The sequence below is a fragment of the Allosphingosinicella sp. genome (assembly GCF_036387615.1).
Classification (GTDB): domain Bacteria; phylum Pseudomonadota; class Alphaproteobacteria; order Sphingomonadales; family Sphingomonadaceae; genus Allosphingosinicella.
Window position 1 is genome coordinate 165,923 of sequence record NZ_DASVTH010000041.1, and the last position, 19,516, is coordinate 185,438.

Sequence of the window (19,516 nt, forward strand, 5' to 3'; positions counted from 1 at the left end):
CGGGGCGGGTTGCCATTAGCGTCGGCGGAGACGTGCCCGACTGTTGGGGCGAGACCGCAAAGGGTCTAAATCAGGTGTTCCGAGTTAGCTGGTTCTCCACCTACAAAGCGGATGAGCGGGCCTCCCGTTTCACTCCGGGGTGAGTGGTTGTTTTGAGCCGGCAACCTTGGCCTCCCGTTTCACCTCCGAGGAGAGGGGTAGTAGCGCCACCAATCGATTTAGTGTGTGTATAATAACACACCCACGATTCAGGTCAAGGTGGAACTCACCGGAAGGAGTCGGACACCGCGAGGAAAACCAAGCGCTGCACTCCGCGGGCTTGCTGCGATCGTTGTGCTTCCGATCAATCACAACAAAAAAACGAGACGCAGTCCAATCTTCGAAGAAGATTAACGATAGTGGAATCTCAAGTAAGATTCAGAATCAGGTATATATTATAGTTTATCTATAGACGCAGGCGGCGTGCGTGTGTGTGCGCGTTGCATATTCCAGACCATGAGTCGAGAGGCTGTCACGACATTTCCAGAACCCACCCGGCGTGCCCCGGAAACCGGCCTAGCGTGGCATCACCGGCGTGAAATCCACGCCGTCGAACCGGACGCCTTCGAACATGTCCCGAAGCATGGTGACAGTGCCCTGGCGAAGCTTGCCGTAGCCGCTTGTGACGGTTTTCTGATTGTGTCCAAGCGCTACCTCGATCTGATCGTCTAGCAGCTCGGCTTCGTCCCTTAGTCGATCGGCCATCGTGTGACGGAAGGAATGGGCGCCGTAGCCGTCCGCGCCATCCTTGATGCCAATGTCCTCCAGATACTCCCGCCACCAACGGGATGGCTTGCCGCTGATCTGGCCGCGCTCGTTTGGCTCCAGTTCAGGGAACAGAGACAGGTTGCCGTCGCGCTCGGCACGCTCGGCTTGCCGTTGGTGGAAGGCGAGGAAGCCGAGCTCGATCAGCTTGGAATGAATGGGCGCGGCGCGACTGAGGCCCGATTTGGTGGTCTGGCCTGTCTCCTCATCAAAGGCGATGTGAACGAACCAGACGCCTCGCTCTTGCCGCACATCGCCGATGCGGAGCTGAGCAACCTCCCCGATACGAGCGCCGGTGAACATGGCCGTGAGTGGTATCCAGCGCCGCCAATCATCAGAGTAGCAGTTGCCCGGTAGGTGTTCCTTCCCGTCCCGCAGAAAGCCAGTGAAAAGCGGCGAACCAAGGATCGTGTTGAGCTGCTCAGTGCTGAACGGCGGGCGCGGATTGCTACCCTTGGGCACGTCGTTGAACAGGCCGTCGCATGGGTTGGTGCCGGTGTAGTAGTTTCGCTTCGTAAGCCATGTGAACAGGGGGCGGACGGTCGAGAGATACTTATTCAGGGTGTTCGGGCTTGGACCGGCCTCGCCCGCAGCTTTCGCCTTCTCGGCAGCCTTTGCCATGCTCAGCTCGCGGTATTCCTTCCGCTTGCGCCAATTCGGCGGAAGCACCGCAAGCGTGTCGATCCAGTCGCGCACGTCCACGCCGGTGATCGTCTCGGCTTTTCGATCCTTCCCGACGAAGCTGGCGAAGCTTTCGATTACCTTGCGGTCCTGATTGATTGTGTCCGGCCGCTTGCGCTTCTCGGCAAGCCTCTGGGCGGCATAGCGCTCGAAAAGCTCGAGCAAGGTTTCACCTGACGGGGCGGTGGCGGCTTCGCGCTCCAGCGTTCTCCTAACGACCTTGCTGCGGGGTTCGGCGTCCAGTTCTCCGGCATTACGGCGATTGAACACCGACAAGGCGTCAATGCTCGCATCGGCGATCGAGTCGACGAACGCCTGATAGGCTTCGCTGCCCTTCATCACGCTCAACTGTTCATTTGCTATAATCCGATCCGCTACGCCCTCCCAATGCTCTTGCAAGCCGTCCTGGCGACGGCGGGTAAGCCTGATTAGGTCCGCTTGCCTCTTTTCCAGGAAGGCCGCGTAGGCGGCGCTGTCATCTGGCACGTTGCGGCGTCGATCCTCCAAGCTCTCCAGCATGCGCCGGTAGCCTCGATCCACGGCAAGGGTGGGCAGGTCGCTTGCCGTCGCCGGCTCGCCTTCTAGGCGGGCGAACTCCGCTTGCCATTCGGACAAGATCGGCAAGGCTTTCCGAACGGCGGCGGCTCGATCAGACGTGCCCATCGAGCGGATACGCTCACGCTTGCCATAGCTCGCCTGGAGCCGCCGCGGGACGGGCACCCGTAGCTGGTAAGTGCCGGCCTTGCCGCGCGGGAAGAGGTAGTTTGCGAGTGACACTAAGCTGCCCCGACTTGCTGTTGCTGTAGCAAGTGCTGTAGCAGATTATGTAGCGATGTGGAGTCCTAAGCCGCGTAAAACCACGATTACTAGGCATTCTGCCGTTTTCAGGGTTCCCGGATTCATCCTGTCTCCCCGACCATCCTTGAGGCCGCCAAGTAGCGGTTCGCGCTCAACGCTGCGGCGCGTTGTGCCCCCAATTTTCCGGTGCGTTGGCGACGATGCTGAGGAAAGCCGTGTATGCCGCGACGTTCTGGCGCAGGTCTTCGCGATCGATCTTGTCGAGCGTGTCGTCGGGCGTGTGGTGGAGATCGAAATAGTCGGTCCCGTCCTGCTGGAGCGTAATTGCAGGCGCGCCCGCCGCGACCAGCGGTCCGAGATCGGGTCCCCCGCGAGCGACCGCGGTCCCGCGGGCAATGCCGAGCGGAGACAGCGCGGCTTCGACCCGGTCCGTCACCGCCTTGGCCTGTTCTGGCAAGCCGAAGTCCACCCGCCAGATCCGGTCCGCGCCGAAATCGGATTCGGCGGCCGCGGCGTGAAGTTCGGTCCCGTGCCGCCGCGCATAATCGTTGCCGCCCAGGATGCCGACTTCCTCCGCGCCGAACCAGACGACCCGGATGGTGCGGCGGGGGCGGCCGGCGTCCATCACGCGCTTGGCGGCGGCGGCGGTGATCGCAACGCCGGCGCCATCGTCGATCGCGCCGGTGCCGAGGTCCCAGCTGTCGAGGTGGCCGCCGACCAGCACGATGCCTGCCTTGGGATCGCGCCCGGGCACTTCGGCGATGACGTTGCCGGACTTGCGGGTGCCGATTTGCCGCGGCGTCAGCAGCAGCCGCATGCGGACCGGCCGGCCGCGCTCAAAAATACGCTCCAGATTGTCGGCGTCGGGATTGGACAGGGCGGCGGCCGGGATCGGCGTGACGCCCGCCTGCCATTGCTGAACGCCGGTGTGAGGCATGCGATGGCTGTCGGTGCCGATCGAGCGGATCACGATCGCCGCGGCCCCCTTTTGCGAGGCGACCGATGGCCCGAGCCGCCGCACCGCGCCGAAATATCCGTAGCTGGACCCATCCTGGGTCTTTTGCATGCGGTGAGTGACGAACACGATCTTGCCGCGGATCCGTTCGGCCGGCGCGGCCTGAAGCTCGGCCATGCTGGAAAAGGCAACCACCTCCGCCTCGATGCCGCTGGCCGGAGTCGCACCCGAATTGCCGAGAGCTGTCAGGGCGAGCGGCTGGAGAAAGGGGGCCAGGATCTGACCTTTTTCCTCGCCGCGCACCCAGACCGGCATGTCGAACTCCTCGATCCGCACGTTCGAGAAGCCGAGGCTCCTGAGCTTTCGAACCGACCATTCACGCGCCCGTGCTTCAGCTTCCGTGCCAGCCAGCCGAGGTCCGACCTCGGTGGTCAGGCCCTCGACAATGTCCCAGGCATGATTGTCACCGTTCAGCGCCGCATCGCGGAGGCGCTCGACCTGCGGCGCGCGGTTCTGCGCCGGCGAGGCTGTGGGAGCGAGGGCGCTGATCGCGGCGGCGAAAAGGAGTGATTTCTTCATGGGGCAGGGGCTTAGGCGGTTTGCCAATCGGGCCGCAAGTCACTAGGTAAGCCGGCAATTCCCAGACATCATCCGGAGAGACGCGCCGCCATGGCTGCACAGTATAGTTTCGTCATGAAGGGCATGACCAAGACCTTCCCGGGCGCGCCCAAGCCGATCCTCAACAACATCCACCTGCAATTCTATCCCGACGCCAAGATTGCGATCATCGGGCCGAACGGATCAGGCAAGTCGACCTTGATGAAGATCATGGCCGGACGCGACAAGGAATATGTCGGCGAGGCCTGGCCGGGCGAGCATATCCGCGTCGGCTATCTGGAGCAGGAGCCGCAGCTCGATCCCTCCAAGACGGTCAAGGAGAACGTCATGGATGGCGTCCGCGCGACCGCCGACATGATGGACCGGTTCAACGAGATCTCGACGATCATGGGCGATCCGCCCGAGGACGCCGACTTCGACGCGCTGATGACGGAGATGGGCGAGCTTCAGGAGAAGATCGACGCGGTCGATGGCTGGAGCCTCGACAACCAGCTCGAGATCGCCATGGACGCGTTGCGCTGCCCGCCGGGCGATGCCGCCATCGACAACCTGTCGGGAGGCGAGAAGCGCCGCGTCGCGCTGACCAAGCTGCTGCTCGAGAAGCCCGACATCCTGTTGCTCGACGAGCCGACCAACCATCTCGACGCCGAAAGCGTCGCCTGGCTGGAGAAGCACCTCGTCGATTACGCCGGCAACGTGATCCTGGTCACCCACGATCGCTACTTCCTCGACAATGTCGTCAACTGGGTGCTCGAGCTCGATCGCGGCCGCTACTATATCTACGAGAGCAACTATTCCGGCTATCTTGAGAAGAAGGCCAAGCGGCTCGAGCAGGAGCAGAGCGAAGAAGCGGGCAAGCAGAAGGCGATCCAGGAGGAGCTCGACTGGATCCGCCGCAGCCCCAAGGCGCGCCAGGCCAAGTCCAAGGCGCGGATCAAGGCGTTCGACGAGCTGGTCGAATCGCAGGAGAACCGCACGCCCGGCAAGGCCCAGATCCTGATCCAAGTGCCCGAGCGCCTGGGCGGAACCGTGATCGAGGCCAAGGGCCTGACCAAGGCTTATGGCGACAAGCTGCTGTTCGACGATCTGTCGTTCAGCCTGCCACCGGGCGGCATCGTCGGCGTGATCGGCCCTAACGGCGCCGGCAAGACGACCTTGTTCAAACTAATCACCGGCGCCGAGCAGCCCGACGACGGCAGCGTCCGCATCGGCGAGACGGTGCGGCTCGGCTATGTCGACCAGAGCCGCGACGCGCTCGATCCCAAGAAGAACGTCTGGGAGGAAGTGTCTGGCGGACACGACATCTTCCGCTTCGGCAAGCACGAAGTCGCCACCCGCGCCTATGTCGGCGCGTTCAACTTCAAGGGTGGCGACCAGCAGAAGAAGGTCGGGCAACTCTCCGGCGGCGAACGCAACCGCGTCCACATGGCCAAGATGCTCAAGGAAGGCGGCAATGTCCTCCTGCTCGACGAGCCCACCAACGACCTCGACGTCGAGACCCTACGCGCGCTCGAAGACGCGCTCGAGAACTTCGCCGGCTGCGCGGTGGTGATCAGCCACGACCGCTTCTTCCTCGACCGCCTGGCAACGCACATCCTGGCGTTCGAAGGCGATAGCCACGTGGAATGGTTCGAAGGTAATTTCGAAAGCTATGAGGAGGACAAAAGGCGGCGGCTTGGGCCGGATGCGGACTTGCCCCACCGGACGACTTATCGGAAACTCACGCGGTGATGGGTCACGACCGACTCTTAACTGCTCTGGCTCTGGCTCTGCTACTAGCAACCGTTCCAACGCTAGCGAGCACGAAACCAGCTTCCCCCGCGGTGACGGCACGGCCCGATCGTCCTCTAAGCATTTTAGAATACCGCGAGCGATTAGCGACCGTGGTTGCCCGCTTACGCCCCGGCGCGAAAGTTCTGCGCGTGGACGAGCGAACCCTGAAAATCGTCGAACAAGGGCGGGTCGAAACCCAGATCAATATCGAGAATGGCTTTGCCAGCTATCTCGCGAATCCAGCCGCCCTAGAGATTATCGTCGCACGCCACGCCAAGCTCGCCACCGCCCCAGAGACTGCGGGTGAGAGCGTCGATCAGCTTGTAATCATTGTGCGGCCTAGCGACTACCTGATCTCCAGCGGTCTCACGAAAACCGGTCCGGATAAGTCAAACAAGTTTATTGCTCCGCGCCCAATGGCGGGTGACCTGTCTTTCTTTCTCGCGATCGACTCGCCCGAGACTATCCGTACGGCATCCACCGATGACCTTGCTCGCTGGCGACTTGAAGAAGGGGCTGCGTGGGAACGCGCTACCTCCAATATCCGGGCCCGCATGGGCGAACTCGCGATGGGGCCGCTTGAGGGTCAGCCCAATGGCGCCACCGCCATCGGCGCTGAAAGTGGTCTTGCGCCGAGCCTCCTGGCTGAGCCCATGTCCTGTAGCACTGAGCATCCGGCAGGCGTGGAAGGCCAAATCGTCCTTGTGGTGAGCAGAGATGCCTACATCTTCGGCGTGCCCTCAGACTCGGACTCGATGCGCCGCTTCTGGGACACGGCGAAAGCGTTGACTGCAGCGCCTGCTCCCTTCTCTGCAACTCCGCTGACCTGCGACGATGGTCGCTGGGAGGTGGTAGCGGCCCCGTACTCTCCAAGTTCCGGGACGCGTGCGAAATCACGCCAGCCCTGACGTGCTAGCCTCCAATCCTTCGATCGTCCCTGAGATTATTGTCTCGCCGAACGGGACATCGAGCTGCTCGGCATAGCCGTCGGCTCCCGCGCCCATGTGCAGCAGGCAGCGTCTCTCGTTAAGGTCAACGATCCAATATTCCGGCACGCCAGCGGCCGCGTAAAGCGCGGCCTTGGGTCCGAGGTCGAAGTCCAGTGTCGTGTCCGCAACCTCGACGATCAGGGCAACGGACCCGATGGGCACCGGGCCGTCGCCTTCTGCTTCGCTCGTCAGCAGGATGTCGGGTTGTGGTGCGTCGTTGGGCGGCATTGCAACCGTCACCTCTGTCAGCACAGACAATGCGTTCCCGCTCGCTTCCAAGGCGCGCCGCAACCGATAGGCGAGTTCGTCCTTGGCGCGCGCGTGGGGCCGATGCTGAGCGTTCAATCCGAAGACCCTTCCGTCGATGAGCTCGGTTTTCGCGTAGCCGGCGAAAGCGCCCGCTCCGTTCAGCAGGGCGAAGTCGTCCAGCGTCAGCTTGTAGCGCTGCGGAGCGTTCAGCGGCAGCTCGGCGGTCATGATCGCAGGAATATCAGAAATGCCGGACGCTCGGAAGCACTGAGCCTAGCTCATTAACCAGTCCCCAACTTCTCCCCCCTACACCCGGCGCATCGTCAACGGCGGTGGGGCGCCTGAATGTTGTTCAATCGGGCATTGCTGAGCCTTCCGCTCCTTCTGGCGGGCGCGTCCTGCGTGCCGGCGGGGGCGGTGCCTCAATCGGCTGCCGGGCGAGACCTGGGCTATGTCGATCTGGCGTCGATGGACGACGTTCCCGATTACCAGCTGATCCTGCCGCAAGGCGCGACCGGGCCTCTGCCCGCCAGCCTTCCCACCATCGCGCCCGAAGCGATCGCGCCGGGTTCGCCGGCCAAGCCGTTCGTCGCTGAAGGGCAGGCGGAGCCCGACAAGCGCCGCTCGCTCGATTGCCTCACCACCGCGATCTACCATGAGGCCCGTTCGGAGAGCGAAGACGGCCAGCGCGCCGTCGCGCAGGTCGTGCTCAATCGCGCGCGGCATCCGGCCTATCCGAACAGCGTCTGCGGCGTCATCTACCAGGGCTCGCAACGCCGGACCGGGTGCCAATTCAGCTTCACCTGCGACGGCTCGCTCGCCCGCCGGATCGAGCCCGGCGCCTGGGCCCGTGCCCGCGGTGTTGCCGAAGCCGCCTTGTCGGGCAGCGTCTACGAGCCGGTAGGCCTTGCGACTCACTACCACACGACCGCCGTGCGCCCCTGGTGGGCGGCGAGCCTGACCCGGGCGATCACCGTCGGCTCGCACATCTTCTATCGCTGGCGCGGCAGCTGGGGCCACCCGCTCGCCTTCCGCCAGACCTATGCCGGCGCGGAGCCGGGCGCCGCCGCCGCTGCTGCTGCTTCGGCACTGCCCGAAGCCGTCGCGCCTCTCCAGGGCGCCGGACCTGTGGTCCGCATCGCGGCTCTGGTGGACGGTGGGCTCAAGGTGAACATCCACCGCGGCGGCCCGAAGCTAAGCGAGTCCGAACCGGCTACGGCGGAGGGTCCAGTCCGCGTCCACCGCTCGTCCGGCGCCACCGGCGAGACTGCCGACGCAGGGCCGACGGTGGCGGGTCAACCAATCGAGAGCATCGCCGCCGCCGAGTAGGTTCAGGCCGGCCTGAATTCCCCGCTGCTCTCGTCCAGAACGCATAGGGCGCCGTCCGCGATCGAGAAATAGGCGCCGTGCAGCTTCAGCTCGCCCGCTTGCTCGCGTTCCCGGACCCAAGGGAATGTGCGCAGGTTTCGCAATGAGACGCGAACGCCCTCCAGCTCCATCTCGCGGAACGCCTCGCGGTCGAGCTCAGGATGCGCGGCCCGGATCTTGCGTCGCGCTTCGCCGAGCATATCGATCCAGTGCGCGATGAAGGCGCCTTCGCCGGGCTCCGCATCCGTGAACGCGCCGGTCAGCGCCGCCGCGCAGCCGCCGCAAAAACCGTGTCCCATTACAAGAACTTCCTCGACCTTGAGCTGAGTCACCGCGAATTCCAGCGCGGCCGAGACGCCATGATAGCTGCGGTCGGGCTGGTAGGGCGGCACCAGATTGGCGACGTTGCGGACCGTGAAAATTTCACCGGGACGTGCATCGAAGATCTGCGCGGGATCGACTCGGCTGTCGGAGCAGGCGACGATCATCACCTTCGGGCTCTGGCCCTCCGCCAGCTGCTCCCACCGTTCCCGCTGCTCATGCCAGCCGGTCTGCCGAAACCGCTGATATCCTTCGACCAGTGCGCTGAAATCGGCCAAACTATGTCCCCCAAACCGCTTAGCTGAGCTTGTCGAAGCTCTGCCTGAGCGGTGCCGGTAAGAGAAGGACAGCACTTCGACAAGCTCAGGGAAGCCGGATCAGGAAAGTGGGGTCTGGCGATAGGGCCGTCCAATCGCTATCTGCCGCGCATGTCCGAAGCCCTCGCTCCCATCTTCACCCCGAAGCAGCGCAAGCCCGACTGGATCAGGGTGAAGGCGCCGACCAGCACCGGCTTTGCCGAGACGAAGAAGCTGATGCGCCGCCTGAACCTCGCAACCGTCTGCGAGGAGGCGGCATGCCCGAATATCGGCGAGTGCTGGACCAAGAAGCACGCGACTGTGATGATCCTGGGCGACACCTGCACGCGCGCCTGCGCCTTTTGCAACGTCAAGACCGGCATGCCGCGCGCCGTCGATCCGCTGGAGCCCGAGCATGTCGCGGTGGCGGCCGCCGAGCTCGGCCTCACCCATATCGTCGTCACCTCCGTCGACCGTGACGACCTGCCTGACGGCGGGGCGGGGCAGTTCGTCAGGGTCATTCAGGCGCTCCGGCGCAACACTCCCTCCACGACCATCGAGATCCTGACGCCCGATTTCCGCAACAAGGTGCAGAGCGCGGTCGAGGCGATCGTCGAGGCAGGTCCCGACGTCTACAATCACAATCTGGAGACGGTGCCGCGGCTCTATCCCACCATCCGGCCAGGCGCGCGCTACTATGCCTCCCTGCGGCTGCTGGAGAGCGTGAAGCGGCACGATCCCAAGATCTTCACCAAGTCCGGCGTCATGGTCGGGCTCGGCGAGGAGCGGCTCGAAGTGCATCAGGTGATGGACGACATGCGCTCGGCCGACATCGATTTCCTGACCATGGGCCAGTATCTCCAGCCGACGCCGCGACACGCCAAGGTGGCCGAATTCGTGACGCCGCAGACTTTCAGCGCCTATGCTGCGATCGCGCGGGCGAAGGGCTTCCTCCTGGTCGCGGCGACTCCGCTCACCCGCTCCAGTTACCATGCGGGCGACGACTTTGCGAAGATGCGCGTGGCGCGCGAGGCGAAGCTGGCGGTCGCGCGGTAGCTTCCGAATGCCGCGCCACTCGGAAACCCGGAGTCTACCCTATACCCCGGAGCAATTGTTCGATCTGGTCGCGGACGTGCGCCGCTACGGCGAGTTCCTGCCCTGGGTCGCGGCGGTGCGGGTGCGATCGGACAGCCCTGAGCTGATGGTTGCGGACCTGGTGGTCGGATTCAAATCGCTGAAGGAAACCTTCGCCTCACGCGTGACCAAGCGCCGCCCCCATAAAATCCAGGTCGATTACCTCGAGGGCCCGCTCAAATATCTCCACAACAGCTGGCGCTTCCGCCCGGACGGGAAGAGCGGGACCGAGATCGATTTCTGCGTCGACTTTGCGTTCAAATCCCGCATCTTCGAAGCCATTGCGGGCCAGATGTTCGACCGCGCGCTCCGCAAGATGATTGGCGCCTTTGAGGCGCGCGCACACCAGCTCTACGGCGCGGGTGAGGCGCCCGGCATAAGCAGCTCGAGCGCGCACAAAGCCGCCTGAAGCCGGACGCCGCCGCGGCCAATGTCGCCGAACTGCTTGACGTCCGCGACCATCTCCTTCGGGTCCGCGCCGCGCCTTGCCCGGGCGAAGACCACCGTCCCGACCGGCTTGCGTGGCGTTCCGCCTTCAGGCCCGGCGATGCCGGTAATCGCGACCGTCACGTCGGCCCGGGTCGCCTTCAGAGCGCCTTGCGCCATTGCCCAGGCAGTGGCGATCGACACGGCGCCGAACGTCTCCAGCACATCCGAGCTGACCTTGAGCAGGTCCATTTTGGCTTCGTCCGCGTAAGTGACGATGCCCGCCTCGAACACGTCTGACGATCCAGCGATCTCGGTCAGTGCTGCGCAGATGAGGCCGGCGGTGCAGCTTTCGGCGACCGCGATCCGGCGCCCTGCGGCCCGGTTTGCGTCGATCACCTGTCGCGCCTGCTCGACCAGCTCGTCGGGGAGGAGAGTGTTGCGCCGTTCGCTCATGCGTCCTCCGGCATTCTCACGGTGACCACCGCCTGCGCCGCGATGCCTTCGCCGCGGCCGGTGAAACCCAGCCGCTCGGTCGTGGTCGCCTTGATGCTAACTCGCGTCTCCGGCAGCCGCAACAGACCGGCGATACGGGCGCGCATCGCGTCCCGGTGCGGGCCGATCTTCGGCGCCTCGCAGATCACTGTCATGTCGGCATGGTCGATGCGGCCGCCGCCCCGGGCGACCAGCCCGACTGCATGTTCGACAAACTGGGCCGAGGCGGCGCCGCGCCATCTCGGGTCGCTTGGGGGGAAATGGGTACCAATGTCGCCCTCGCCGATCGCGCCGAGGATCGCATCAGTCAGCGCGTGGAGCACGACATCGGCGTCGCTATGCCCTTTCAGCCCGCGCGCATGCGGGATGAGCAAGCCGCCCAGCCACAGTTCCTTACCTTCGGCGAGCGCATGGACGTCGAAGCCCAAACCGGTCCGGGAAACGAGGGCGGAGCCGAGCCGCTGCTCGGCGCGGACGAAATCTTCAGGCATGGTGATCTTGTCCAGTGCGGCGTCGCCCGGAACCATCGCGATCGACATGCCTGCAGCGCGCGCGATCTGGGCGTCGTCGGTTGCGTCCCGCCCGTCGGACCAAGCCCGGTGGGCGGACAAAATGGCGTCGAAGTGAAAGGCCTGCGGCGTTTGCACTCGGACAAGCGTTTCGCGAGGCACAACTTCCCCGAGACTCCTGTCTGCCTTGGCAAGTGTGTCGACGACAGAGAGGACCGGGACGACCCCGTCATGATCGTCAAGACACCCGACCAGGCGATCCAGCACGTTGCCCGGCACAAACGGGCGCGCCGCGTCATGGATCAGAACCCGTCCGACGGCCCCGCTTTCCGAGAGAGCCTCCAGGCCGTTTCGAACGGACTCCCGTCGTGACGCCCCGCCGAAAACAGGCGAGGGCAGGGCGGCGCTTCCGATCGCTCCTGTGTAGAGCTCCTCCTGGCCCGGCCCGATCACCACGCGTATCTCGTCGATCGCCGGATGGAGTAGATGATCGACTGCGTGGGCGAGCAGCGGCTTTCCCCCGAGCCGCGCAAATTGCTTGGGCACGGCCGCGCCCGCGCGCGTACCGCTGCCCGCCGCGACCACCAGCGCAACCGTCCTGCCCCGCTCTGTCATGGCGTCGGCCCTAGCCGAGCCCGGCCTTGCCCGCCACCTCGCAACGACTTATGTCCACGCTTCCCATGTCCCGCTTGAACTCCATCCAGATCGGCCCGGTCGGCATCGACACGCCCGTGATCCTGGCGCCGATGACGGGCGTCACTGACCGGCCGTTTCGCAAGCTGGTCAAGCGCTATGGCGCTGGGCTGACCGTCACCGAGATGATCGCCAGCCAGGCGATGATCCGCGAGACGCGTCAGTCGCTCCAGAAGGCGGCGTGGGACCCCGTCGAGGAACCGGTCTCGATGCAGCTTGCCGGCTGCGGGCCGGAGGAAATGGCGGAAGCGGCGAAGCTGAACCAAGATCGCGGCGCGGCGATCATCGACATCAATATGGGCTGCCCGGTCAAGAAGGTGGTCAATGGCGATGCGGGCTCGGCCCTGATGCGCCAGCTTCCGCTCGCGACAGCGATCATCGCGGCCACCGTCAAGGCGGTGACGGTGCCGGTGACCCTCAAGATGCGGATGGGTTGGGACCATGCCAGCCTCAATGCCCCCGAACTGGCCCGTATCGCCGAGGACCTCGGTGTGAAGATGATCACGGTGCACGGCCGCACCCGCAATCAGATGTACAAGGGAGAGGCGGACTGGGGCTTCGTCGCGCGGGTCAAGGAGGCGGTGAGCCTCCCGGTCATCGTCAACGGCGACATCTGCTCGATCGAGGATGCCGAGACGGCGCTGCAGCAATCCGGTGCAGACGGGCTGATGATCGGGCGTGGCGCTTACGGAAAGCCCTGGCTGCTCGGCCAGGTCATGCACTGGCTCCGTAGCGGCGAACGACTGCCCGATCCGAGTATGGATGAGCAGTTCCACGCGATCGCCGAGCAATATGAGGAGATGCTTGACCACTATGGCTCGGTGGTCGGGGTCGGCGTCGCCCGCAAGCATATCGGCTGGTACACGCGCGGCCTTCATGGGTCGGCGGAATTCCGCAACGCGTTCAACAAGGAAGCGGACCCCCAGCGCGCCAAGGCGATGCTGGCCGACTTCTACGCGCCCTGGCTCAGCCGCGCCGCCGCCTAGCGACAGCCCGAGCGGGAGGGCAGGTCGACCCGAAGCCTTACGGCCAAAGAACTGTGTTCTTTTTGTCACGCCCTCGTGGTAGAGTGGTCACGTGAACGCCCAAACCGTGCTCGTCGCCGATTCCCGCCCCCGCTGGCGGCGGCGTTTGTCGGTTGCGGTCAAGCGCAGCCCATTGGTGCCGTTCGTCGAAATATCGGCTGTGATCGCGCTGATCGCGATGCTGGCGGCCTCCTATTACGCTTTCGAAGAGGTCGGCCGGCCGGATGCTCCGCTGAAGCCGGAGTTGGTCGCCACTCTCCTCGTCCTGCTTCTCGTTCCCGCGCTGACGCTGATGGTGATGGTGGCGCGCCGTGTTGCGCTCAGGCGTTCGGCGAGGACCAATATTGGCGGGCGCGGGCGGTTGCACGTGCGCCTGGTGGCGATCTTTTCGACCATCGCCGCAATTCCGACACTGCTTGTGGTCATCTTCGCATCGCTGCTTTTCCAGAGCGGGGTCAGCTTCTGGTACTCCGACCAGGCCAAGACTGTCCTGGCGAGCGCGGAGAATGTCTCCCAGATTTACACGCGCGAGCATAGCGACCGCATCAGGCTCGACGTCGGCGTGATGGGCGCCGACATGGTCGACCGCATCAATGCTTATGGCGTCGACAGCGAACGCTTCCGAGACGAATTCCTGTACCAGACCGCTGCACGGCAGCTCGGCGAGACGGCCTTGCTCGACATCGGCCCGAACGGAATGGTGCGAAGCGCGGTCGAATGGAACCCGGACCGGCGTCCACTTGCGAGGCGCTTCACCGAAGGCGAGCTCCGGGATTTGACCGCAGGCGAGGTCAAGACCTCTTCAACCCCGGATCGCGTCGAGGCGGTCGTCCGGCTGGATCCGGAAGCTGGCGTGTTCTTTTACGGCGCTCGGCCGATCAGCGCAGCTGCCACACAGCAGCTCCGCCAGGCGCAGAATGCTGCAAGCGCTTACAAAGTCGCGCTCGAGAATGCGCGCGACCTGCAATTGCGTTTCAACGCAATCCTGCTCCTCGTCTCGCTTCTGATCGTGGCTCTGACGATCTGGACGGCGCTGAAACTGGCCGATCGCCTCGTTCGTCCGGTCGGGGAGTTGGTCGACGCGGCGCGGCGTGTCACCGCCGGAGACCTGTCGGCGCGCGTACCCACGGCGAGGATCAACGACGAAGTCTCGACCTTGGGTAACGCATTCAACAGGATGACTCGCCGGCTGGAGGAGCAAACCACGGCTTTGCTTTCCGCCAACAATCAGCTCGAAAGTCGCCGCGCCTTCATCGAAGCGGTGCTGTCCGGGGTGACCGCGGGAGTGATCTCGGTCGACCGGAACCGTCAGATCAGGCTGATGAACAGCTCAGCCGAAGCTCTGCTCAAGACGGGTCAGACGCAGGCCGTCGGCCAGTCGCTTCGCCAGCTCGCGCCCGAGCTCGACGAGCAGCTCGACAGCGAGGCGCGCGAGGACATCATCCAGTTCGCCAGCGGCGGAGAGCCACGCACGCTCGCGGTCAAGCGGGTCAGAGTCGAGGGCGGCCATGTCATCACCTTTGACGATATTACCGATCAGTTGCTCGATCAGCGGCGCGCGGCGTGGTCGGATGTGGCACGGCGGATCGCGCACGAGATCAAGAACCCACTGACGCCGATCCAGCTCGCGGCCGAGCGACTGCAGCGCCGCTACGCCAAGGAGATCACGTCCGACGTAGGCACTTTCGAACGGCTAACCGGCACCATCGTGCGGCAGGTCGGCGACCTGCGTCGGATGGTCGATGAATTCTCTTCCTTCGCACGTATGCCCAAGCCCGTTTTTCGGGAGGAGGCGATCGCGGAAGTCGCCAGCCAGGCCTTGTTTCTGCACGAAGTGGCGCACCCGGATATCCACTTCAGCCTTGATGCGCCCGAGCCGTCGCCAGTGCTGATTTGCGACCGGCGGCAACTCGGCCAAGCCCTTACCAACATCGTGAAGAACGGCGTGGAAGCTATTCAGCAGAAGCGCGAGGAGGGCAGAGCCGGCGGGGAGGACCGAATTGAAGTGCGGATCGGCGAGACCGGAGGCGGCTTAGCCGTCGAGATCCGCGACACCGGCATCGGGCTTCCAGCCGAGCGTGGCCGGCTGACCGAGCCGTACATGACAACTCGCGTCAAGGGCACGGGGCTGGGCCTCGCGATCGTGAAGAAGATCGTCGAGGAGCATTTCGGAACGATCGAGTTCGACGACGCGCCTGGCGGAGGGGCGACCGTTCGGCTTGTCTTCGACTTACGTAATCTGGCGCGGCTTGGGGGCGGTCATGCCAGTCAACCTGAACAGAATGTGGTAAACGGCTGAGGATATGGCGTTAGAGATTTTAGTCGTCGACGACGAGCAGGACATTCGCGAGTTGGTGGCCGGCGTTCTGGAGGACGAGGGCTATGCCACCCGCGCGGCCGCGAACAGCAGCGAGGCGCTTGCCGCGCTCGGCGATCGACGGCCGTCGCTCGTTCTCCTCGACGTGTGGCTGCAGGGCTCGAAACTCGACGGGCTTCAATTGCTCGAAGAGATCAAGCGCCGCGATCCAACCCTCCCTGTGCTGATGATCTCCGGTCACGGCAACCTCGACACCGCAGTCGCCGCGATCCGTCAGGGCGCGGTCGACTTCATCGAGAAGCCGTTCGAGGCGGAGCATCTGCTCCATCTTGTCGCGCGGGCGACCGAAACCGATCGACTGCGGCGCGAGAATGAGAGCCTGCGTGCCCAGATCGGTCAGGAAACGGAGCTCACCGGCTCGAGCGTGGGGATCAATGCGGTGCGCGCAACCCTGAAGCGGGTGGCGGGCACCGGCAGCAGGGTGCTGATTACCGGCCCCGCCGGTGTCGGGAAAGAAGTGGCTGCCAGGCTGCTCCACAACTGGAGCCCACGCGCCAAGGCGCCCTTCATCGTCGTAAGCGCCGCCCGCATGACCCCGGAGCGGGTCGAGGAGGAGTTGTTCGGGGTGGAGGAGGGGGGTGAGCTCGCCCGTCCCGGCCTGCTTGAGCAGGCGCATGGCGGAACCTTGTTCCTCGACGAGATTGCAGACATGCCGCTGACTGCGCAGGGCAAGATCCTGCGGGTGCTGACCGACCAGAGCTTCACGCGCGTCGGTGGCCAGCGGATGGTGAAGGTCGATATGCGCGTCGTCTCCTCCACCGCGCGGATCCTGCCGGAGGAGATCGCAGCGGGACGCTTCCGGGAAGATTTGTTCTATCGGCTCAATGTTGTGCCGGTACATCTTCCTGCGCTGTCGGAGCGGCGCGAAGACGTTCCTGAACTGGTGGGCCACTTTGCCGCGCGCTATGCCGCCGAGCAGAGGTTCGCGACGCCGACCCTGTCCAGCGATGCTGTTGCCGCGCTGCAGGCTTATGATTGGCCGGGCAATGTCCGCCAGTTGCGAAACGTCATCGAGCGGACGATCATCCTGGCGCCTGCCGCCCGGATCGGCTGCATCGAAATCGACATGCTGCCGCCGGAACTCCTGAACGAGCAGGCTCAGCTCAGCCCTGGCGAGGCAGTCAAGGCGATCATGGGCACGCCGCTGCGCGAGGCGCGTGAAACTTTCGAGCGGGAATATCTGCGGGTCCAGATTCGCCGTTTTTCCGGTAACATCTCCCGAACGGCGAGCTTTATCGGCATGGAACGCTCCGCACTCCACCGCAAGCTGAAGGCGCTCGGCATCGGCGACCCCAAAACCAATGAAGGCGAATAGTCGCAGCCGCTGACCCGTGTTATTGAAAGGGGCCGTGTAGCTTCTAACTAGGCTTCATCGCGGTCCGACCGGAAAAGAAGCGGCGGCCCGGCGAACAAGGGGAGAGCGGGAATGGCCGACAAGGTCAACAACCTTCAGGACATGTTCCTGAACAGCCTGCGCCGGTCCAAGACTCCGGTCACCATGTTCCTGGTCAAAGGCGTCAAGCTCCAGGGCATCATCACCTGGTTCGACAATTTCTCCGTGTTGCTGCGCCGCGACGGCCAGGCGCAGCTTATCTACAAGCATGCGATCTCGACGATCATGCCGTCGCAGCCGCTCGACCTCACTGAGATCCAGCGGGTCTTCGCCGAGCAGATGGATCGCCGCAAGCCGACGCTGCTGCAGGAAGTCTTCCTGAGCGCGGTGCGCCGCGCGCGCGAGCCCGTCACGATGTTCCTGGTCAACGGCGTGATGCTGCAGGGCGAGATCGTCGCCTTTGATCTGTTCTGCATGCTGCTCGGGCGCGAAGGCATGGCCCAGCTCGTTTACAAACACGCCATCTCGACGGTGCAACCCGAGCGCCCGGTAAGCTTTGTAGAGTCGGAAGATGAGGAGTCCGGCAGCTGAACGGTTTTGAACGGGATCACGGCAATGAGGTGACCAGGGGTGCAAAGGCGATCGTCGCGCTTCCCGAACTGGGCAGCGATGCGCGGCGGAGCACGGAAGCGCGGCTGGACGAAGCCGCTGGGCTAGCGGAAGCGATCGGGATCGAAGTGAAGGAGAAGCTCTCCTTTCGGGTTCGCGCGCCCAAGGCGGCGACCTTGTTCGGTTCGGGTCAGGTGGAATCGATCGGGGTGGCGGCTGCGGAAGCCGAGGCGGAGCTCATCATCATCGACGCGCCGATCACGCCGATCCAGCAGCGGAATCTCGAGACCGCAACCAAGGCAAAGGTGATCGACCGCACCGGCTTGATCCTCGAAATATTCGGCGAGCGCGCCGCCACGGCCGAAGGGCGGCTGCAGGTCGAACTCGCGCATCTCGATTATCAGGCGGGCCGTCTGGTTCGAAGCTGGACCCACCTCGAGCGCCAGCGCGGCGGCTTCGGCTTTCTCGGCGGGCCTGGCGAAACCCAGATCGAGGCCGACCGGCGATTGATCCGCGATCGGATGGCTAAGCTTCGCAAGGAGTTGGAGCAGGTATCGCGCACTCGCTCGCTGCATCGTGCACGTCGGCAGCGGGCGCCTTGGCCGGTGATCGCGCTGGTGGGCTACACCAATGCGGGCAAGTCGACGCTGTTCAACCGGCTTACCAACGCGGACGTCATGGCGGAAAACCTGCTCTTCGCGACACTCGACCCGACGATGCGGGAGATCGCCGTTCCGGGGTTCGACAAGGCGATTCTGTCCGACACGGTGGGTTTCATCTCCGACTTGCCGACGCAACTTGTCGCGGCTTTCCGGGCGACCCTGGAAGAAGTAATCTCTGCCGACCTCATCATCCATGTCCGGGACATCTCGCATCCGGACACCGACGCACAACGCGAGGATGTCGAGCAGGTACTGAAGGAGATCGGCGCTGCGGCCGAGAACGGGCAGCCGATGATCGAGGCCTGGAACAAGATCGACCTGCTTGCGCCGGAAGAGGCTGCGAGCGTCGCCGCGGAAGCGCAGCGCAAGGCTGACGTGGTGCCGATCTCGGCAACAAGCGGGAAAGGGGTGGACACCCTGATCCAGAGCGCGGCGGAGCGGCTGCGCCAGGGCTCCAAACTGCGCTGTTTCACGCTGCCGGCCACTGCCGGGGAGGCGATTGCATGGCTTCATGCCAACGGCGAGGTGGTCGAGCAGCGCCCGGATGAACTTGAGACAGAGTATGAAGTTCGTCTCTCAGACGCCGATTGGGCGCGGTTTCGGTCCAACTATCTTCCAGCGGCTTAGCCGGCGCGCTTCGCCTTCTGCCAGAGCGCTTCGAGGGCGTCGATGCCGAGCTCCGAAAGCGGCCGCTCGGCCAGCGTTTCGACCTTGCGGAAGCGATGTTCGAAGCGCGCATTGGCATCGCGCAGTGCGGCCTCGGGATCGACGCCGAGATGGCGGGCATAGTTGACGGCGGAGAAGATGAGATCGCCGATCTCGGCCGCGCGTTCCTCGTCGCTCGTTGCGGCGCCGATCTCGGCAAGTTCCTCATCGATCTTGGCGCGAGGACCGGTTGGGTCCGGCCAGTCGAAGCCGACGCGGGCCGCGCGGCGCTGCAGCTTCTCGGCGCGCTTCAGCGCCGGCAGCGCGAGCGCGACGCCGGCGAGAGCGCTGCGATCGTTGGATTGGCTGCGTTCCGCAGCCTTCAGAGCTTCCCAGCCGGGGCTTTCGGCGGCGTCGCCGAAGATGTGCGGGTGGCGGCGGATCATCTTGGCGCAGATCCCGGCGAGGACGTCGGAGATGGTGAAGGCGCCGCGCTCCTCGGCGATGCGGGCGTGGTAGACGACCTGGAGCTGGAGGTCGCCCAGTTCATCGGCCAAGTCCGCCATGTCGCCGCGTTCAATCGCGTCGGCGACCTCATAGGCTTCCTCGATCGTGTAGGGCGCGATCGTCTCGAACGTCTGCTCGCGATCCCAGGCGCAGCCGTTTTCAGGGTCGCGCAGGCGCTCCATGATCGCGACGAGCTCGTCGAGAGAGGGGGCGGAAGGTGGCGAAGTTGCCGCGGACACGGATATCTCC

General features: G+C 64.5%; 17 protein-coding genes. 10 read left to right on the plus strand and 7 right to left on the minus strand.

The features are described from left to right. Positions 1–555: 555 nt before the first annotated feature. Both VF631_RS09320 and VF631_RS09325 read right to left on the minus strand, forming a co-directional pair. Positions 556–2,262, minus strand: coding sequence for a DUF6538 domain-containing protein (locus VF631_RS09320; protein WP_431850011.1), 1,707 nt, complete (start codon positions 2,260–2,262; stop codon positions 556–558). Positions 2,263–2,434: 172 nt separating this feature from the next. Next, the gene (locus VF631_RS09325) at positions 2,435–3,817 is read right to left on the minus strand and encodes a M20/M25/M40 family metallo-hydrolase (RefSeq protein ID WP_431850012.1); all 1,383 of its coding nucleotides are present in this window, start codon (positions 3,815–3,817) and stop codon (positions 2,435–2,437) included. Positions 3,818–3,907: 90 nt separating this feature from the next. Between VF631_RS09325 and ettA the strand changes: the two genes are divergently transcribed. Then, entirely contained in the window at positions 3,908–5,587 is a 1,680-nt protein-coding gene (gene ettA, locus VF631_RS09330; RefSeq protein WP_431850013.1) for an energy-dependent translational throttle protein EttA, read from the plus strand. Between the two features lie 191 nt (positions 5,588–5,778). Continuing rightward, complete coding sequence (locus VF631_RS09335; protein ID WP_431850014.1) at positions 5,779–6,537, plus strand: hypothetical protein; 759 nt, start codon at positions 5,779–5,781, stop codon at positions 6,535–6,537. Here the strand turns inward: VF631_RS09335 and VF631_RS09340 are convergent. Then, positions 6,523–7,095: a Uma2 family endonuclease gene (locus VF631_RS09340; RefSeq protein WP_431850015.1), complete on the minus strand. Its 573-nt coding sequence runs from the start codon at positions 7,093–7,095 to the stop codon at positions 6,523–6,525. The two genes, VF631_RS09335 and VF631_RS09340, sit on opposite strands and share 15 nt — an antisense overlap. A gap of 117 nt (positions 7,096–7,212) precedes the next feature. Between VF631_RS09340 and VF631_RS09345 the strand changes: the two genes are divergently transcribed. Beyond that, a complete protein-coding gene (locus VF631_RS09345; protein ID WP_431850016.1) occupies positions 7,213–8,196 on the plus strand; it encodes a cell wall hydrolase in 984 nt (327 codons plus the stop codon). A 2-nt stretch (positions 8,197–8,198) separates the two neighbouring features. On the opposite strand, the gene VF631_RS09350 is transcribed toward VF631_RS09345, so the two are convergent. After that, positions 8,199–8,834, minus strand: coding sequence for a carbonic anhydrase (locus tag VF631_RS09350; protein WP_431850017.1), 636 nt, complete (start codon positions 8,832–8,834; stop codon positions 8,199–8,201). Between the two features lie 150 nt (positions 8,835–8,984). On the opposite strand from VF631_RS09350, the gene lipA reads away from it, so the two are divergent. Further along, positions 8,985–9,908, plus strand: coding sequence for a lipoyl synthase (gene lipA, locus VF631_RS09355; RefSeq protein WP_431850018.1), 924 nt, complete (start codon positions 8,985–8,987; stop codon positions 9,906–9,908). A 7-nt stretch (positions 9,909–9,915) separates the two neighbouring features. Next, positions 9,916–10,395 carry a type II toxin-antitoxin system RatA family toxin gene (locus tag VF631_RS09360; protein WP_431850019.1) on the plus strand — a complete coding sequence of 160 codons (480 nt, stop codon included), beginning with the start codon at positions 9,916–9,918 and terminating at the stop codon, positions 10,393–10,395. On the opposite strand, the gene VF631_RS09365 is transcribed toward VF631_RS09360, so the two are convergent. Together VF631_RS09365 and VF631_RS09370 are read right to left on the minus strand one after the other, a co-directional pair. Further along, entirely contained in the window at positions 10,338–10,868 is a 531-nt protein-coding gene (locus VF631_RS09365) for a CinA family protein (RefSeq protein WP_431850020.1), read from the minus strand. The two genes, VF631_RS09360 and VF631_RS09365, sit on opposite strands and share 58 nt — an antisense overlap. Continuing rightward, positions 10,865–12,031 carry a bifunctional 2-C-methyl-D-erythritol 4-phosphate cytidylyltransferase/2-C-methyl-D-erythritol 2,4-cyclodiphosphate synthase gene (locus VF631_RS09370; protein WP_431850021.1) on the minus strand — a complete coding sequence of 389 codons (1,167 nt, stop codon included), beginning with the start codon at positions 12,029–12,031 and terminating at the stop codon, positions 10,865–10,867. The genes VF631_RS09365 and VF631_RS09370 overlap by 4 nt, the downstream gene beginning before the upstream one ends. Positions 12,032–12,096: 65 nt before the next feature. Between VF631_RS09370 and dusB the strand changes: the two genes are divergently transcribed. The 5 genes from dusB to hflX all read left to right on the plus strand — a co-directional run bounded on the left by dusB (position 12,097) and on the right by hflX (position 18,742). Further along, on the plus strand, positions 12,097–13,095 hold the full coding sequence (gene dusB, locus VF631_RS09375) for a tRNA dihydrouridine synthase DusB (protein WP_431850022.1): 999 nt from the start codon (positions 12,097–12,099) through the stop codon (positions 13,093–13,095). 91 nt (positions 13,096–13,186) lie between these two features. Then, positions 13,187–15,433, plus strand: coding sequence for an ATP-binding protein (locus VF631_RS09380; RefSeq protein ID WP_431850023.1), 2,247 nt, complete (start codon positions 13,187–13,189; stop codon positions 15,431–15,433). Positions 15,434–15,437: 4 nt separating this feature from the next. Further along, positions 15,438–16,826 carry a sigma-54-dependent transcriptional regulator gene (locus VF631_RS09385; RefSeq protein ID WP_431850024.1) on the plus strand — a complete coding sequence of 463 codons (1,389 nt, stop codon included), beginning with the start codon at positions 15,438–15,440 and terminating at the stop codon, positions 16,824–16,826. Between the two features lie 111 nt (positions 16,827–16,937). Continuing rightward, positions 16,938–17,435 (plus strand): RNA chaperone Hfq, encoded by a 498-nt coding sequence (gene hfq, locus VF631_RS09390; RefSeq protein ID WP_431850025.1) that lies wholly within the window; start codon positions 16,938–16,940, stop codon positions 17,433–17,435. Next, positions 17,432–18,742, plus strand: a complete 1,311-nt coding sequence (gene hflX / locus VF631_RS09395; RefSeq protein WP_431850050.1) for a GTPase HflX — start codon at positions 17,432–17,434, stop codon at positions 18,740–18,742. The genes hfq and hflX overlap by 4 nt, the downstream gene beginning before the upstream one ends. Here hflX and mazG read toward each other — a convergent pair. Next, positions 18,739–19,506 (minus strand): nucleoside triphosphate pyrophosphohydrolase, encoded by a 768-nt coding sequence (gene mazG, locus VF631_RS09400; RefSeq protein WP_431850026.1) that lies wholly within the window; start codon positions 19,504–19,506, stop codon positions 18,739–18,741. The genes hflX and mazG overlap by 4 nt on opposite strands. Between the last annotated feature and the right edge of the window lie 10 nt (positions 19,507–19,516).